Source organism: Candidatus Spongiihabitans sp. (assembly GCF_965247905.1).
Taxonomy (GTDB): Bacteria; Pseudomonadota; Gammaproteobacteria; order Arenicellales; family Poriferihabitantaceae; genus Spongiihabitans.
Genome location: NZ_OZ252047.1, coordinates 2,944,145 through 2,960,037, shown reverse-complemented (window position 1 = coordinate 2,960,037; position 15,893 = coordinate 2,944,145). Strand labels below are relative to the sequence as shown.

At 50.7% G+C, this 15,893-nt stretch carries 15 protein-coding genes; 12 read left to right on the top strand and 3 right to left on the bottom strand.

Annotated features, from left to right (window positions below):
* Positions 1-1,037: 1,037 nt before the first annotated feature.
* Positions 1,038-1,469, top strand: coding sequence for a hypothetical protein (locus ACP158_RS15065; RefSeq protein ID WP_424946923.1), 432 nt, complete (start codon positions 1,038-1,040; stop codon positions 1,467-1,469).
* A 186-nt stretch (positions 1,470-1,655) separates the two neighbouring features.
* Here the strand turns inward: ACP158_RS15065 and ACP158_RS15060 are convergent, their stop codons facing one another.
* The gene (locus ACP158_RS15060; RefSeq protein WP_424946922.1) at positions 1,656-2,633 is read right to left on the bottom strand and encodes a 3-hydroxyacyl-CoA dehydrogenase NAD-binding domain-containing protein; all 978 of its coding nucleotides are present in this window, start codon (positions 2,631-2,633) and stop codon (positions 1,656-1,658) included.
* A 30-nt stretch (positions 2,634-2,663) separates the two neighbouring features.
* Positions 2,664-3,476, bottom strand: coding sequence for an enoyl-CoA hydratase-related protein (locus ACP158_RS15055; protein ID WP_424946921.1), 813 nt, complete (start codon positions 3,474-3,476; stop codon positions 2,664-2,666).
* Between the two features lie 163 nt (positions 3,477-3,639).
* On the opposite strand from ACP158_RS15055, the gene ACP158_RS15050 reads away from it, so the two are divergent.
* The 9 genes from ACP158_RS15050 (at position 3,640) to ACP158_RS15010 (ending at position 11,684) form a co-directional block, all read left to right on the top strand.
* On the top strand, positions 3,640-4,800 hold the full coding sequence (locus ACP158_RS15050; protein WP_424946920.1) for an acyl-CoA dehydrogenase family protein: 1,161 nt from the start codon (positions 3,640-3,642) through the stop codon (positions 4,798-4,800).
* 255 nt (positions 4,801-5,055) lie between these two features.
* Positions 5,056-5,256, top strand: coding sequence for a hypothetical protein (locus ACP158_RS15045; protein ID WP_424946919.1), 201 nt, complete (start codon positions 5,056-5,058; stop codon positions 5,254-5,256).
* 1 nt (position 5,257) lies between these two features.
* Entirely contained in the window at positions 5,258-5,392 is a 135-nt protein-coding gene (locus ACP158_RS15040; RefSeq protein WP_424946918.1) for a molybdopterin-dependent oxidoreductase, read from the top strand.
* A gap of 388 nt (positions 5,393-5,780) precedes the next feature.
* On the top strand, positions 5,781-7,001 hold the full coding sequence (locus tag ACP158_RS15035) for a branched-chain amino acid ABC transporter substrate-binding protein (RefSeq protein ID WP_424946917.1): 1,221 nt from the start codon (positions 5,781-5,783) through the stop codon (positions 6,999-7,001).
* A 144-nt stretch (positions 7,002-7,145) separates the two neighbouring features.
* The gene (locus tag ACP158_RS15030) at positions 7,146-8,144 is read left to right on the top strand and encodes a PQQ-dependent catabolism-associated beta-propeller protein (protein WP_424946916.1); all 999 of its coding nucleotides are present in this window, start codon (positions 7,146-7,148) and stop codon (positions 8,142-8,144) included.
* A gap of 17 nt (positions 8,145-8,161) precedes the next feature.
* Positions 8,162-8,995, top strand: coding sequence for an ATP-binding cassette domain-containing protein (locus ACP158_RS15025; protein WP_424946915.1), 834 nt, complete (start codon positions 8,162-8,164; stop codon positions 8,993-8,995).
* Complete coding sequence (locus tag ACP158_RS15020) at positions 8,992-9,795, top strand: ABC transporter permease (protein ID WP_424946914.1); 804 nt, start codon at positions 8,992-8,994, stop codon at positions 9,793-9,795. Before ACP158_RS15025 ends, ACP158_RS15020 begins: the two co-directional genes overlap by 4 nt.
* Before the next feature lie 269 nt (positions 9,796-10,064).
* Positions 10,065-10,664: a hypothetical protein gene (locus ACP158_RS15015; protein WP_424946913.1), complete on the top strand. Its 600-nt coding sequence runs from the start codon at positions 10,065-10,067 to the stop codon at positions 10,662-10,664.
* A gap of 93 nt (positions 10,665-10,757) precedes the next feature.
* Positions 10,758-11,684 carry a quinoprotein dehydrogenase-associated SoxYZ-like carrier gene (locus tag ACP158_RS15010; protein ID WP_424946912.1) on the top strand — a complete coding sequence of 309 codons (927 nt, stop codon included), beginning with the start codon at positions 10,758-10,760 and terminating at the stop codon, positions 11,682-11,684.
* 73 nt (positions 11,685-11,757) lie between these two features.
* Here the strand turns inward: ACP158_RS15010 and ACP158_RS15005 are convergent, their stop codons facing one another.
* The gene (locus ACP158_RS15005) at positions 11,758-12,216 is read right to left on the bottom strand and encodes a hypothetical protein (RefSeq protein WP_424946911.1); all 459 of its coding nucleotides are present in this window, start codon (positions 12,214-12,216) and stop codon (positions 11,758-11,760) included.
* Positions 12,217-12,603: 387 nt separating this feature from the next.
* Here ACP158_RS15005 and ACP158_RS15000 point away from each other — a divergent pair, with 387 nt between their 5' ends.
* Both ACP158_RS15000 and ACP158_RS14995 read left to right on the top strand, forming a co-directional pair.
* Positions 12,604-13,680 carry an MBL fold metallo-hydrolase gene (locus tag ACP158_RS15000; RefSeq protein ID WP_424946910.1) on the top strand — a complete coding sequence of 359 codons (1,077 nt, stop codon included), beginning with the start codon at positions 12,604-12,606 and terminating at the stop codon, positions 13,678-13,680.
* A 297-nt stretch (positions 13,681-13,977) separates the two neighbouring features.
* A complete protein-coding gene (locus ACP158_RS14995) occupies positions 13,978-15,789 on the top strand; it encodes a methanol/ethanol family PQQ-dependent dehydrogenase (protein ID WP_424946909.1) in 1,812 nt (603 codons plus the stop codon).
* Positions 15,790-15,893: the final 104 nt, after the last annotated feature.

Below are 15,893 nucleotides of genomic sequence, written 5' to 3'. Positions count from 1 at the left end.
GACCACCAACAATAATAGGCATGGCGCCTTGAAAGACGAGCGTTTATTCTCTCAAATCAGCGAAGCGCCAGACAAAATCCTGAGGGTATAAACATGAATCAATAAAACTCATGCTTTAAACAAAAATTGATTACTCTAAATCGGAATTTGGGAAATCCGTATAATAAGCCATGACCGATTAACCTGGACTGAAAAATAGTCAATGCCAGCATCGAAGCCCCGATAGGGGTGTAAAACATGATACTGGATCATCTGCAACACAACAATCAATCGGCACAAACCAAACTCAGTGCGTGACCCTCCGAAAAATACTCGCCCTGTTTCTTCCTGCTCCCAATGTCAACGCACCGACACGATGACCATCCGAACATCGTACGGATTCTTTGCCGCACAATTTTAACAAAACCTCAAGAGTCAATCCACTATCGTGTCCGGGTTCGCCATATATGAGACAAAATCAGGTCGCCACGGCGGGTTGCCGATAGCGCGCCATCGGTGTCATCAATCCAAGCCATCGTGCGGTCGGCAAGGATTATAGGTCCGCGGGCGGGTTCGGGTTGATCGCGGTCGCCGTCAACGTTCATGCCGCCGCCAGCACAGGATTCTTGCGTTTTGCCGCACTGGAATCAAGCCCTGAGCGGCTGCATGGCCGGGCGGCCTCAATCGTGCTAAGTGGCGGAATAATCGCCGCCCTATTAGGCCCCAATTACCGGCCCGGCTGGCCGATGTTTTGCGGACTGACATCTACCACAGCCTGGGCATCGCGTTATTAATGGTCAATGCCATTACATTAATTATGGGCGTTAATTATTTGCTTTATCATCGAATTCCATTCGCCCGCGCCAACACAAGGCAACGGCGGCAAGGATCGTCGGCGCGCAAGGGTGAGATTATTCGATTTATTTGGCCGCTCGAATTTTACCCGTGGCGTTATCGCATGCGCCGGAGGGTATGGGTTGATGACGCTGTTAATGAATGCGCCCCCTCTGATCATGACCACAATATACCGATACCCGATACAAATGACCGAACAGGTTATGACCTATCATTTTCTCGGCATGTTTGTTCCATTTTTAGTATCCGGTGTTTTGCTGGATAAAATTGGCGCAGCCCGAATGATATACACCGGCCTGTTTTGCTATCTGTTATCCATAGTTTGGATATCGGCATCAAGCCGTGTTTTCTCGTTTTCCGCCGCGCTCTCATTGTTTGGCATCGGCTGGAACTTCCTTTATCTTGGCGGCACAACGCTGCTGTTCCGCAGCCTGAAAGCCGAAGATTCTCACCTTGGACAAAGAGCCAACGAACTGTTTGCGGATGGCATAAACCTGGCTGCATCATTCTCCGTAGGCTTTCTCCTGTTTGGACTTGGATGGGAAAGCATTCAGGCGGCGTCGGCAATTTCTCTGCTTGTTATTGCCTTTGGTTTTATACTGATGAGGCGAAGACAGGGGCATTATGATTCATAGCAGCAGCAAAAAATGTCTTCGCTGTCGCAACTGGGGGAGGGTCGTTTCACTCCACTAATCAATCTTGGGGACACTTTCTCCGAAGCGACGTTTTTAGAAGGAGATTCGGGGGCATCCTCAAGGTTGTTTTGATGGGTGTTATTTTACCAGTTTGGTGGGGCGGGAGTGGATTATGCAAAGGTCTCGTTATAATGACTTGTCCGCACCGGATCGCTGCGCATTCGCCAATCTTGATTTTATTTGCGCGATTTCCACCAGGCCGCGGTTAAGTTTGCGGCTCAATGAGGAAAAATCCGCGCCAGCGCACATTTCCGCGCACCCATCCACCATCGCATCGCGCAATTCCGGAGTCAGTTCCGGCGCGACCAGACGGCTCCACGGCAGTTTCAATGCCGCACCGAACTGATTCAGGCAGTAGGCCATGCCGCCTTCGCCGCCGCCAACATGGAAAATCTCGCACGGCCCCATCAACGCCCATCTCGGTCCCGGGCCATTGACCACGGCGTGGTCGATTTGCTCCACCGTGGCCTCGCCATTCGCCACCATGTGCAACGCTTCGCGCCAAATCGCTTCTTGCAGCCGCGTGGCGATGAAGCCCGGCACTTCTTTGTTCATCACCAACGGCGCTTTGCCGGCGGCTTTATAAAACCGTTCAGTCCATGCCACCGTTTCGCGGCTGGTTTTTTCGCCGCCGACCATTTCAACCAGCGGCAATAGATACGGCGGGTTAAACGGATGCGCGACCAGCGTGCGTTGCGGTGTGCGGCAATGAGATTGTATGTCGGTCATTGACAACCCGGAGGTGCTGGATGCGATCACCACATTGGGGTCAACGATGTCTCCCAGTTTTTGATACAGATTCTGTTTTAACTCGAGCGCTTCGGGAATGCTTTCCTGGATGAACTCGGCATCGGCGACGGCGTCCTCTAATGATGTTGTCCATTCAAGGTTATCCAGGGATGCGCCGGGCGCCAACCCCATTTCCGTCAGGCTAAGCCATGCGGTTTCCAGCAAGCGATGCAAGCCGTCAATTTCTGCGGTATCGTGGAGGTAGGTTGTGACGTTATATCCACGCGCGAGGTAATGCGCGCTCCAGCCGCCGCCGATAGGGCCGGCGCCGATGCAGGTGATGTTTTTGACGGCTTGTGGATTTGCGGTCAGCATAATTGCGCGCCTTGTTATTGTCTCTTGTTATTATTGACCGTGGAAGTCCGGCTTGCGTTTTTCAACAAAGGCTTTTACCCCTTCGGCCGCATCGTTGGAGCGCAGCATCTCCCGATAGGTGGGCAACTTGTCGTTGCGCATTTTGTGAAACGAGTCTCGAATGCTTGCGCCGTCCACGGCGCGCAGCACCTCCTTGATGGATTGTAGCGCCAACGGCGCGACCTGCGCCAACTGAGCAGCCCATTGCCGCGCCGTCGTCATCAGTTGCTCGGCTGGAACCACTTTATTGATCATGCCATAACGCGCGGCCTCGGCGGCCGGCATGCGCCGTCCGAGATACAGCATTTCAAGCGCGATGTTATAGGGCAGGCGTCTCGGCAGCCGCTGCATCGCGCCCGCGTCGGGGATCATGCCGAGCGGCAGTTCCGGCAGCGCGAATTCGACATGCTCGGCGGCGATAATCAAGTCGCACGCCAGCGCGATTTCAAATCCGCCGCCGATGGTCAGTCCATTGAGCGCGGCGATGACCGGCTTGTTTAGATTCCAGAGTTCGGTAATGCCAGCAAATCCGCCCAGACTGGCATCTTCATTTTCCCACCAGTTATCCAGTTGGGTCGCGCCGCTATCCAGGGATTTCAAATCCCAGCCGGCGGAAAATATTTTTTCTCCGGCGGCGGTGATGATGCACACTTTCAACTTCGGGTCATCGCGAAAGCGCGCCAATGCCTGACCCATCTTGCGGCTGGTCGGGAGGTCTATGGCGTTGACTTTGGGGCGGTTAATGGTGATCTCGAAGACCGCGCCATTTTCCGCCAGAATAATGTCCTGTTCAGATTCGCTCACGATTTTCTTCCACGAAAACTATTGTAAGGTTTAACGCTCGGGATGAGTGTCGGGATGAGTTTAAACGAGGGCGGCGAAAATTGGTATCATGCACAGGGCATTTTTCGAGATGACAAGGCATGGCTTAATATGAGATCAGAATCACTATGAGATCAGAATCACTGTGGATTACCCATTAACCGAACAGCAGCACATGCTGGTCGCCTCGGTGCGCGCATTTGTTGAACAGGAGTTGGCGCCGCATGAAGCGGAAGTTGACCGAACTGGCGAGGTGGCCGATGAATTAGGCGCGCGGATCAAGAGCAAGGCGTTGGACATGGGGTTTTATGCGCCAAATTTACCGGCTTCGGTCGGCGGCGGCGGGCTGGATTACAAATGCCTGGCGCTGATGGAAAGGGAGTTTGGCAAGACCAGCTATGGACTGCATGGGCATGCGCATCGCCCGTCGGAAATTTTGATGGCGTGCGCAGGCGAGCAAATCGAGGAATACTTGACGCCGTGCGCGACCGGAAAAAAGCACGAGGTGTTTGCATTGACTGAGCCCGGCGCGGGCTCGGATATTATGTCGATGCAAACCAAAGCGGTGCGCGACGGCGAGCAATTTGTGATCAATGGCAAAAAACATTTCATCAGCAGCCCGGTGATCCCGGACTTCGCCATTGTGTTTGCGCAAACCGGCGTGACCGAAACCCGGCGCGGCGAGCGTAAATTGGTTACTGCATTTCTGGTTGATGCCGGAACTGCGGGGTTTAGCATTGATCGTGGCCCGACTTGCGCGGCGCAGCGCGCCTACCCCACTTGGCAACTGACCTTTGACCGTTGTCGGGTGCATCAATCCAAAATTCTGGGCGAACAACATAAAGGGTTTGAATTGGCCGACCAATGGTTGCGCATGGGGCGCGTGTGGGTGGCGGCAGGCTGTTGCGGCAAGATGGAACGATTGCTTGGGCTGGCGACTGCCTGGGCGGTTGAACGCAAACAATTCGGCCAGTCCATCGGAAAATTCCAAGGCACCTCGTTTAAGCTCGCGGACATGGCCATGGATTTAAAGGCATCGGACTTGCTGGTCATGCGCGCCGCCGAAAAAGCCGACCATGACATGATGAAAAATGAAGATGCGGCCATCGCAAAATTATTTGCCTCGGAGGCGGTGGGTCGGGCGGCGGATAGCACGATTCAGATATATGGTGGCATGGGACTGATGGAAGAACTGCCCATTGAACGAATATGGCGCGATGCTCGACTGGATAGAATTTGGGACGGCACCTCGGAAATCCAGCGACACATTATTTCCCGAGCCTTGCTAAGAGAAGCTGGCGGTTGAACCAAAAACAGCGACAAAACTGATTCAGGCTAACTGATTCAGGCTAACTGATTCAGGCTAACTGATCCAGGCTAACTGATCCAGGCTAACTGATCCAGGCTGTTGGCGCCGCGTCATATCGCATTTATCGGCGCGATGCGGATTACGCGGCCGGCCAATGCGCGGCCAGATTCAACGGCCCGGTTTGGGGGGTAATCCAAACCGCGCGCAGTTAGGCGGGCAACCCTATCGGGCGCGGATGAAGCGCATCAGGCGTTGTTCGACCAGCTCGGCGTAGCGCGTGTTGAGGCACCTGAAATTTTGCTGGAAACGCTAAAATTTATGGCCATCTCAGGCGCGCCAGGAGGCAACCGCATTGCGGCGTTTTCCTGCTCCGGCGGCGATGCCCTGATGGTGGCGGATTATTGCGCGCGCAAAATGGTTAATTGCGACGGGTGCCGACCCCAGCGGATTTAGCATGAGCATTCCGCTGGATAAAGTATTGGCGGACTGCATGCTGGCTTTGTATCAGAACGGGGAGTACGCGCGGCCCGAAAACGGTTTCCCAATGCGGCTGATCGTGCCGGGCTGGGAGATTGTTTTAACTGTTTGAAACGAAAATTCGCGGAAACGGGAATCAATCGGTAACGTAGCCGCTAAAGCAAGGCGTCCTCTATTAATTGTCTTGTTCCGTGAGCGCACGAAAGCGCCAGCCGCTCGCATCGAATATCCATGAAGGTTATGCGCATAGTCATTATTTTCATGGCCAGTTAATATTGGGGCGTATTGGCGTCTCCATCAGTGTATATTTAGGCGGGTGATTTGATAAACTTTGGTTTTGTTCCCTAATGCAGTGCATCGAAAAAGGCGCGATTTTCGGGTGGTGGTTCGGTGCTCGCCTCAGCCTGCGATAATGTTTCATCCTTAATGCTATATGACTGAAGACACTAGATTGGCTCAACCGACAGCGTCGCGGTTTCGGTTGTATATACGGCGATAATATGGGCCTGGCCCAGCTGGTTTTTCTGACTATATGGCTGCTGTTTATTGCCGTGCTCGCCCCCTTCCTTTGGGCGGCTGAATCTGATATCAAGGTAAAGGTGCTCTATTTGGGACAGGAATATTCCGGGAAAAAGCCGCTGGCCCTGGTTCAGCAAATCACGACGGATGGGGGCTTGCCAGGGATACGGTTGGCGATGGATGATAACGCGACCACGGGGCAGTTTCTGGGGCACCAGTATCAATTGGACGAGCTCATATTTCCCCATGATGCAGACAATCAACAATTAATTGATGCCGTAAACCAAACCGACAAGCCATTTGTTATCGTGGATTTGCCTGCGAAACAGTTGCTAGCCATTGTCGACGGCCTTGATCCAATCCCCCGGCGTTTGTTTTTTAATGTGCGGGATAAATCAATTGCATTACGCGAGCAACACTGTCGAACCAATGTATTGCACATCCTGCCCGATCGAGCGATGCTGGCAGATGCGCTCGCACAATATTTGCTGGTCAAGCGCTGGAACAAATGGTTGCTGGTGGTGGGCAAGCATGCTAACGACCGCGCTTATGCCGATGCGATTGAAAACGCCGCTAAAAAATTCAATGCCAAAATTGTCGCTAAAGAAGAATGGCGCTTTGAATACGGCGGCCGCCTGGTCGACTCGGGTCATGTTACCGCCAAACAGGAGGTTTCCTTGATGACGCAGGCCAGGGGCGAAAATTACGATGTGGTTGTGGTGGCGGATGAGGATGACAATTTTGGTGAATATTTACCCTATCAAACGTATATACCGCGTCCCGTAGTCGGAACGCAAGGTCTGATCGCGACCGCCTGGCACCGCGCGAATGAACTTTGGGGCGCGACTCAGATTCAACGGCGCTTTAGCAAGCAAGCCAATGGTCGATACATGACTGAACGCGATTATGCGGCCTGGGTGGCCGGGCGCGCGCTTGGTGAAGCCGTTACCCGCATCAATTCGACGGATGTCGATGCGGTGCGAACTCAACTATTGAGCAACGAATTTCAACTGGCTGCATTCAAAGGCGTGGCGCTTAATTTTAGAAACTGGAATGGGCAGCTGCGCCAACCTATTTTATTGGCTGCGCCGCGGATGTTAGTGTCCGTGTCGCCGCAGGCAGGGTTTTTGCATCAATTCAGCGCGCTGGATACGCTGGGACTGGACCGGCCGCAAACGCGATGCGGCGCTTTTAAAAATTAATGCGAAACCTGTACTATGCCGGCGGTTGATTAATAAGCATGCGATCTCTGCAAAACATTGCGAGCGCAGACAAGGCAAGGCAAAAACAAGCGAGAAAGCGCAGGGTTTTTAGCATTTGATATAACCCATAAAGACAACAGACCAATGCCTAAAACAATATTTAGAAAAGCGGTGTCGGGCGTACTGTTCTCCAGTATGCTGTTATTGTTTCAAACAGCAGCGGAATCTTTCGAAGTTTATGTTTCGAGTGAAAAAGACAACACCATTGAAGTGATTGATGGTGAAACTTTTAAGGTGATCGATAAAATAGCAGTCGGTGAGCGTCCAAGAGGTTTGACGCTCAGCCAGGATAAAACCAAATTGTATATTGCTGCGGGCGAGGACGACATCATTCAGGTGCTCGACCTGAAAACGCGCAAGTTAGTGGGCACACTGCCCTCCGGGCCCGACCCCGAACTCATGGCCCTCAGCCCCGATGGTCAGCGGCTTTATATTGCTAATGAAGATGATAATATGGTCACGGTTGTCAATGTCCAAAGCGCACAAAAGATCAAGGAAATCCCGGTGGGTATTGAGCCGGAAGGGGTGGGAATAAGCCCCGATGGCAAGTGGTTGGTGAGCACCTCGGAAACGACCAATATGGCACATTTTATCGATCTGGAAACTCTGGCTATTGTCAGTAATGTATTGGTCGATAGTCGTCCGCGTGTTGCTCAGTTTACACCTGATGGCATGCAGGTGTGGGTGTCTTCGGAAATTGGGGGCACTGTGAGTGTCATCGACAGCGCACTGCGCAAAATTATTCATGTCATTCACTTTGAGATTCCAGGCATCGATAAGTCTGCGATACAACCCGTTGGCATCGCAATTAACCGGGCCGGAGATAAAGCTTTCGTTGCGCTGGGGCCAGCCGCCAGAATTGCGGTGGTCGATGCTCTAACCTTTAAAGTGGAAAAATATCTATTGGTCGGACAACGAGTTTGGAACTTGGATTTCTCGCCCGATGAACGCTTGCTGTTCACAACTAATGGCGTGAGTAGCGATGTGTCCGTTGTGGATGTTGATAAACTCAAAGTCATTAAAACCATCAAAGTTGGCCGTGCGCCCTGGGCGGTGGTCACCAATGCCCGCTCGTATCATTAAATAACAAGAGAAAACAGTTGAAGCATTCGACTGAGCAAAGCCCGGCGGCAATTTCTATTCGTGATGTTTGTTTTTCCTATGGCAATGGGAAGGCGCAAAAACGGGTGCTGGATAATGTGAGTTTAACGGTTGAAGCGGGCAGTTTCAAAGTGTTAATGGGCATCAACGGCGCGGGTAAATCCACACTATTCTCGCTACTCAGTTATTTATTTGCGTGCAGCCTGGGGCAAATCCGTATTTTTGGTGAAGATATCAATAAACGGCCTATGTCGGCCTTACGGCATTTGGGGATTGTGTTTCAACAACAAACGCTGGAGCCCGGTTTGAGCGTATTGCAAAATCTGCAATACTATGCCGCCTTGCAAGGCTTGTCTAAAGTTCACGCTAAAAGGCGAATTGAAGAACTGCTGGCATTAGTTGCTCTTTCGGAGCAGGTCAAACAGACGGTGGCAACACTGAGTGGCGGCCAAAAACGGCGCGTGGAATTAGCGCGCGCCCTGCTCCATTCGCCCCGGTTATTGTTGATGGACGAAGCCACCACCGGTTTGGATGTTAAAAGCCGATATGACTTTATTGCAACTATCCGCCAGCTTTGCAGCCAGCACAAGGTCAGTGTCCTATGGGCCACACACCTGGTTGATGAAGTGCTCGATGACGACCCCGTGGCCATCCTGCACCAGGGGCGAATATTGGCCGATAATCGAGCAAATACAGTCATCAAGACGCAGGGTTGTCATTCCATTCAAGCCGCTTTTTTAAAAATCACCGGACCGCCTGAGCAAGCGAAAGCGCGCCTCAGTTTGTCTCAGACATTAGCGCGGCATGGTTTGAAAGATGGGATAAACAGATGAGCTTTATTCACATTTGGCGCTGTTTCAATGGGGTAATAAAACGCGAGTTTTTACGTTTTCTGCATCAGAAAGGGCGCTTTTTCGGTGCATTGGTTCGCCCACTGGTATGGCTGTTTATTTTCGCAGCGGGTTTCCGCTCGATATTGGGCGTATCAATTATCCCGCCTTATGAGACGTATATACTTTACGAGGAGTACATTACACCGGGATTGCTGGGGATGATTCTGCTGTTTAACGGCATGCAAAGCTCCTTATCGATGGTCTATGACCGCGAACTGGGCAGTATGCGAATATTGCTCACCACACCATTGCCACGTTGGATTTTGCTGTGCTGTCGCCTGTTTGCCAGCGTGGTTATCGCGCTGTTTCAATGCGCTGTTTTTCTAATCATTGCTTATTTATGGAATATCCAGCCGCCCGCTATCGGCTATTTATCGGTGCTGCCCGCGATCTTTCTTGGCGGAATAATGCTCGGCGCATTGGGTTTGTTGCTCTCCTCATTTATCAAGCAGCTGGAAAATTTTGCCGGGATCATGAACTTTGTTATTTTCCCCATGTACTTTGCTTCATCCGCATTGTATCCATTGTGGAAAATTGAAGACGTCTCTCCCTGGCTATTCAAACTATGTAACTGGAACCCATTTACCTACGTCGTTGAATTGATTCGGTTTTCCCTATACGGGCAATTCAGCGCAAAGGCGCTTATTATCGTAACCGTCTGTGCCGTGATTTTCATGTTTTTAGCGATTATGGGTTATGACCCCAAACGCAACGGCAACACCAGGATGGAACAGGTCTAAGGTCGGGTTATGGAATAATTTGACAGCTTACTGTGATCAAGTCATAGCCTGCGACTAGAGCGCAAGTACAGCTATGGAACGAATTCAATCAACCGGGTTAATCGTCATCTGCGGATTTGCGGTCAAAACATGTTAAATCCGATAGACTGCTCGGGCTGGTCCTTAGAATTTGGGCATCAGAACAATCATATATTATCGCTAACTATTGTATCTTCAGTGAACCCGTCATAAACAGAGTTGTAAAACATTTGAACCCTGAACAGCAACAAATGACATCACCAAAAGCCGGCGCATTATTGCTGGGGATGATGATTGTTGCGCAAGCGAATGTGCAAGCGCAGGAAAATGATTGGCCCTGTGCGCAAATATTAGTGGCTACAGTCACTGCCGCCGTGGTCTGGCCCTATCCGCTTGATGAGAAACTCGCTGACCGATGGCGGTCAAATGCGAAAATTAAAACCCTGGCCGCTAAAGTGGCTAGTCGGTTTTCTGCTGGTGACGATGAGATCGCGCTGATTGATCAATTTCTGGGTGACACGAGTTCGGCTAATCGATCAGAAACCGCAACAGGTTTGTTTATGGCAACACTTAACGAGTTTAATCTAAGGCGGCAAAAATATATAAAGGGCATCCAGAAATTCACGAAAAAACAAAAAGGCCTGGCGCATCGTTTGACCTCCTTGCTTGAGCAACGAGATAATTTGTCAGCGACAGAAACATCCTTTGACCCGCTGACTGAAGAGATAGCAGTGGTTGAGCAAATCTTCCGCAATCGAGAAAATATTCTGGTAGACTTATGTGAGCAACCTGTTCGGATAGAAGAGAATCTGGGGGTTGTGGCGCGCGCGATTGCAGAGTACGTGAACTGATTAATACGCTTCGGTGTAAGCAGGTTGATTTATTTTTCTATTGTTTGAGTTATAAATTTGGTTAACGCAGCAGAAATTATTTGGAGGCAACCGATGACAGCAATCCCGGTATTTAGACAAAGCATTCGTCTGTTTACGGCGCATCGCATCCGCTGCGGTGTATTCGTATTGTTGCTGAGCTTGACCGGCGGTGAATCAGCGTTGGCGGTCAGCGTGGCGCCATTGAACAATCCATTGAGCGGCTATAATGACTCATCAGGTGTTAATGAAGGAGCGAATATCACTCCGCGTTGGCTGACGGTTAAGCGTGAAGTGCTGGGAGATCGTGAAATACGGGACGGCAGCGCGCTGATTAGCCTGGAGGCGCCCGAGCGCGCCTATGATGCGGCGCTCGTGCCTGTTTCAGTCAAGGCATTGCAAACACAGACCGCTGAGCGATATATTAAAACGTTGTATCTGTTCGCCGATAACAACCCGGCGCCCCTGTCAGGTAAATTTACGTTTCCGCCCAATACGGGCTGGCAAAACCTCGAAACGCGCATCCGAATTAATGAATACACCTATGTAAGAGCCGTGGCGATTACCAATCAAGATCAGGCTTATATGGTAACTCGATATGTCAAGGCTTCCGGCGGTTGTTCGGCGCCGGCCTCAGGCGATGCTGAAGCGGCATTGGCAAATGTGGGCAAATTTAAACTTAAACTCGAATCCAGTCCGGTAACGGGTGAAAATCACGAACGTATACGGCTTAATTTCCAGATCAAGCATCCCAATAATTCTGGTATGCAGTTTGATCAGATTACTCGGCTTTATATTCCCCCCTACTTTATTCACACGATCGGGGTGAAATATAATGACGAGGAGATGCTCAATCTTGAAACCAACTTCTCTCTCAGCGAAAACCCGACCTTGCGCTTTGATTTCATTGCAAAAAAAACGGGTGGCACGATTGATATCTATGCCGTTGATTCAAAGCTCAAACTTTTTGAACGACAATGGTCATCATCGTCCAAAATGTAAACGCCCAACCGCATTTTTCCAGATTGCAAGGAATACCAACGGGCAGCGCTGGCATATAAGAGGATATTGGGCTTTAAAAGCATTCTAATGATGATGCGGATTGTATCGCCTGCAATTCATTCACCATGTCTTTAGCCCACCCGGATTCCCGGAATACTGCGCCTTTGGTGCCTTGATCAAGTTGCGCCCTTAACACCGTGTCTGCCTGTGTGTATTTTTCAAATGAAAGTTGCGCGGCGATATAATCGATACTACAAGAGCACTTTGCCAGATTTCCAAGATCCATTCCGTTAGCGGCCAAGCAACCCATGACATATTCTACTTTAACCGCTGTTGGATAACCATCGCCATTGGGGTTGATGTATTCGCCATGGTGTTTAAATGCATCGCTGACCGCGTTGTTTTTTCCCGCCGCTGAGGTCTCTTGGGCTGTGACTTTAAATACCCAAACTATTGCCATAACGAAAATCATGACCATCACAATGTGCTGACCAGAGAGGGCCGAGGCCAGGGGCGTTGTTTTAGCATGCATGTTTTTTCTCTGCCTGGATGCAGGCGGCTCTAATGGTTACAAACTGTTTTGTTAATGACACATTTGATACAGTGGTTTATAATGCCGCACGAGCAACCGACCGCGCGCAATCGACCGCGCGCAATCGACCCGCGCACAATCGACATGCTGCTTCGGCATAAAACCAAAATGCATACAGTATCAGATGACTATGATCAGATGACTATGCGGTGTCTTGTGTTTGCGCAATTTGTAACGAAATGCTTGAATAGTGGCGTCATGTTTAATTGGCGTAAGGCTTAATTGATTTCACCATGCCGACAGAAATTCCCGCGATGAATTCCACTAGGGAATAGCATAACATAATCAATCGGTTGAAAGGCGCGTGATTTTTTTGGCGGGTAGAGAATGAGCAGGATTTATCCCAATATTCACACTCGTTGTAGAGCAAATTTATTCCCTGTTCACATGCGAAAGCTATACCGGGCTGGGTTATTACTGGGTTTATTCTGTTTGCCTGGGGTGGTTCAAGCAGACTCTTTCCTGCAACCGCTCCAACAAATAAACACTGTTGCAGAAGCCTCTCCTGAGTCGAGCCGCAGCTATATTCACTATGGAGAGGTGGCCTTGCTTAATGCGAGCAATCAAGGGGATATAGCCAACATAGGGGTATTAATTGGCCGACATTCCATTGCGATTATTGACTCAGGCGGTTCATCGTTCGTCGCTGAACAGCTGTTGAGCGAAATCCAACGCATTTCTGAATTACCCATCAGTCACATTATCATCACCCATGCCCATCCAGACCATTGGATGGGTTTGCCTACGCTGCTTGAGAAAACCAACGCGCAACTGCTCGTAAATCACGCCTTAGTGCCCGCGCTGGCTCAGCGGATGGCCAAGGATATTGCGCGGCTAAATGACGCGCTTGGAGGGGAAACAACGCAGGCAAGCCATCTTTCTTCATTTTCGCTTGAGAATTATGCTAATCGCATACAAGTCGTTGATGAGCCAGTGACGGTCAGTATTGGCGGACGCGATTTACGCCTTAGTGCATTGCCAGTCTCCCACACTAATCATGATCTAGTGCTCTGGGATGAAATAAACCAAACACTATGGGCGGGTGATATGTTTTTTGTGGACCACGTGCCCACCTTTGAGGCGAGTCTGAAAGGGGTGCTAAACAGTCGCAATGTGATCGAGGCGTATTCGGCAAATTTGATTGTGCCGGGACATGGGCGACCAGAGCCTGACTGGCGGGGGAAATGGCAAAAGCAATGGCAGTATTTTGCCGCCTTGATGAACGGTATTCGGCAGCAAATTTTAGACGGAGTCTCTTTGCAATCCGCTCTGGTGGACGCTGAACAGACAATTAGCAACAAGGACGCCTCAAACAACGCGACATCGTTTGGCGATTGGCGGTTGATGGAGACTTTTCACCCACGCAATGTCTTGCGCGCTTACCAGGAGTCAGAGTGGGAATAGTCGCCATTCAGCAGATAAAATCAGTGGATGAAACACTGTTTGCGACCAACATTAAATCACTCAAACATGCCATTATTGAAGGATAAAGAATGACAGACGCACAATGACATTCGAGTGCAGCCCGGCGTGCACGCTGTACCACTAACAACCGCTCCCAGAGCCATTTATATCCTGGAGGCGGTGTATCGATGCATATGGCAATACATGCAAATAAATACTGGTTATACCTCATTGTTTGATGTACACTGTTAGTGTGGTATTTTATCGTAACATAGACATTAATTTAGGAGTGGAAAAATGAAACTGTCAAACTCGTTAAAGGCTCTCATAACTTCGCTTGTTTTCCTGGTTGCACTGATGGCCGGACCGGCGCGGGCTAATGAACAACTTATCGCATTATCAAAAGATTCTTCGCAGTGGGTGATGCCCACTGGCAATTATGCCAACCATCGCTATAGCGAACTGGATCAAATCAATACTGAAACGGTCAAGGACTTGCGCCCAGTGTGGACATTTTCAACTGGCGTGCTGCGCGGCCACGAAGGCGGGCCGTTGGTGATCGGTGATGTCATGTATTTCAATACGCCGTTTCCAAATAATGTTTTTGCACTGGACTTAAACAATGAGGGTCAGGTGATTTGGGAATACAAGCCCACGCAGGATCCGACTGTTATCCCGGTGATGTGTTGCGATACGGTTAATCGCGGCGTGTCTTATGCTGACGATAAGATTTTCCAGTATCAGGCCGATACCACTTTGGTTGCGTTGGACGCCAAAACAGGAAAAGAAGTCTGGAAGGTCGTCAACGGCGACCCCGCAGCGGGGGCAACCGGCACCTCCGCACCGATGGTTGTTAAAGACAAAGTTATCGTCGGTATTTCCGGTGGTGAATTTGGTGTGCGTGGGCATATTACGGCTTATTACATCGCGGATGGCTCTTTGGCTTGGCGAGGTTACTCAATGGGCCCGGATTCAGACACATTAATCGAGCCTGGCGTGACCACTGATATGGGCAAGCCGGTCGGAGCCGCTTCTGGCATTGATACCTGGGAAGGGGACCAGTGGAAAATTGGAGGCGGCACCACATGGGGCTGGTATTCTTATGACCCTGACTTGAATTTGATGTACTATGGATCGGGCAACCCCAGCACCTGGAACCCGACACAACGCCCAGGAGATAACCGTTGGTCAATGACCATATGGGCGCGGGACGTGGACACAGGCGCCGTAAAATGGGTTTACCAGATGACCCCACATGATGAGTGGGATTATGACGGCATCAACGAAATGATCCTGGCAGACATCAAGGTGCAAGGCGAAGATCGCCAGGCGTTGGTGCATTTTGATCGCAATGGTTTTGGCTACACGTTAGACCGCGTGACCGGCGAGCTATTGGTTGCAGAGAAGTTTGATCCTGCGGTGAACTGGGCAACCCATATCGACATGGAAACCGGTCGTCCGCAGGTCGTTGACCAGTATAGCACCCAGTACAACGGCGCAGACGTGAACTCACAAAACATTTGTCCGGCCGCCTTAGGCTCTAAAGACCAGCAGCCGGCCTCGTTCTCGCCAAAATCGGGCATGTTTTACGTGCCAACCAATCATGTCTGCATGGACTACGAGCCATTTGAAGTAAGCTATACGGCGGGGCAGCCATACATAGGCGCTACCCTGTCTATGTTCCCAGCAGGTAGAGTAACGGGGGATGGCACCAACAACCTTGGGAATTTCATTGCCTGGGATGCGGGCGAAGGAAAAATAAAATGGTCCAAGTCAGAGCAATTCTCCGTTTGGAGCGGTGCGCTGGCAACGGCCGGCGACGTGGTTTTCTACGGCACGCTGGAAGGCTACCTTAAAGCAGTTGATGCCGCGACAGGCGATGAGCTTTATCGCTTTAAAACACCTTCCGGCATCATCGGTAACGTCAATACTTATATGCACGATGGCAAGCAGTATATAGCCGTGCTGTCGGGGTTGGGCGGCTGGGCCGGCATTGGCTTTGCCGCTGGGCTTGAAGGGGATACTGAGGGCTTGGGTGCAGTTGGCGCTTACCGTTCAATCGGATCTTTCTCCAGGCTGGGCGGTGTATTGACTGTCTTTGCCTTGTAGGGCGCCGGATCGCTCCACCAACCTAGTGTTGTATATTGAAAAGGGTTGGCAGTGAGGCAAACCCTTTTCATTTGTTTGGATAAAGATTCAGTCTTGGCACAGCT

Coding starts and splice junctions, on each gene's coding strand:
- ACP158_RS15065 (WP_424946923.1), top strand. CDS start 1,038: ATGACCTATCATTTTCTCGGCATGTTTGTTCCATTTTTAGTATCCGGT.
- ACP158_RS15060 (WP_424946922.1), bottom strand. CDS start 2,633: ATGCTGACCGCAAATCCACAAGCCGTCAAAAACATCACCTGCATCGGC.
- ACP158_RS15040 (WP_424946918.1), top strand. CDS start 5,258: ATGAGCATTCCGCTGGATAAAGTATTGGCGGACTGCATGCTGGCTTTG.
- ACP158_RS15035 (WP_424946917.1), top strand. CDS start 5,781: ATGGGCCTGGCCCAGCTGGTTTTTCTGACTATATGGCTGCTGTTTATT.
- ACP158_RS15030 (WP_424946916.1), top strand. CDS start 7,146: ATGCCTAAAACAATATTTAGAAAAGCGGTGTCGGGCGTACTGTTCTCC.
- ACP158_RS15020 (WP_424946914.1), top strand. CDS start 8,992: ATGAGCTTTATTCACATTTGGCGCTGTTTCAATGGGGTAATAAAACGC.
- ACP158_RS15015 (WP_424946913.1), top strand. CDS start 10,065: ATGACATCACCAAAAGCCGGCGCATTATTGCTGGGGATGATGATTGTT.
- ACP158_RS15010 (WP_424946912.1), top strand. CDS start 10,758: ATGACAGCAATCCCGGTATTTAGACAAAGCATTCGTCTGTTTACGGCG.
- ACP158_RS15005 (WP_424946911.1), bottom strand. CDS start 12,216: ATGCATGCTAAAACAACGCCCCTGGCCTCGGCCCTCTCTGGTCAGCAC.
- ACP158_RS15000 (WP_424946910.1), top strand. CDS start 12,604: ATGAGCAGGATTTATCCCAATATTCACACTCGTTGTAGAGCAAATTTA.
- ACP158_RS14995 (WP_424946909.1), top strand. CDS start 13,978: ATGAAACTGTCAAACTCGTTAAAGGCTCTCATAACTTCGCTTGTTTTC.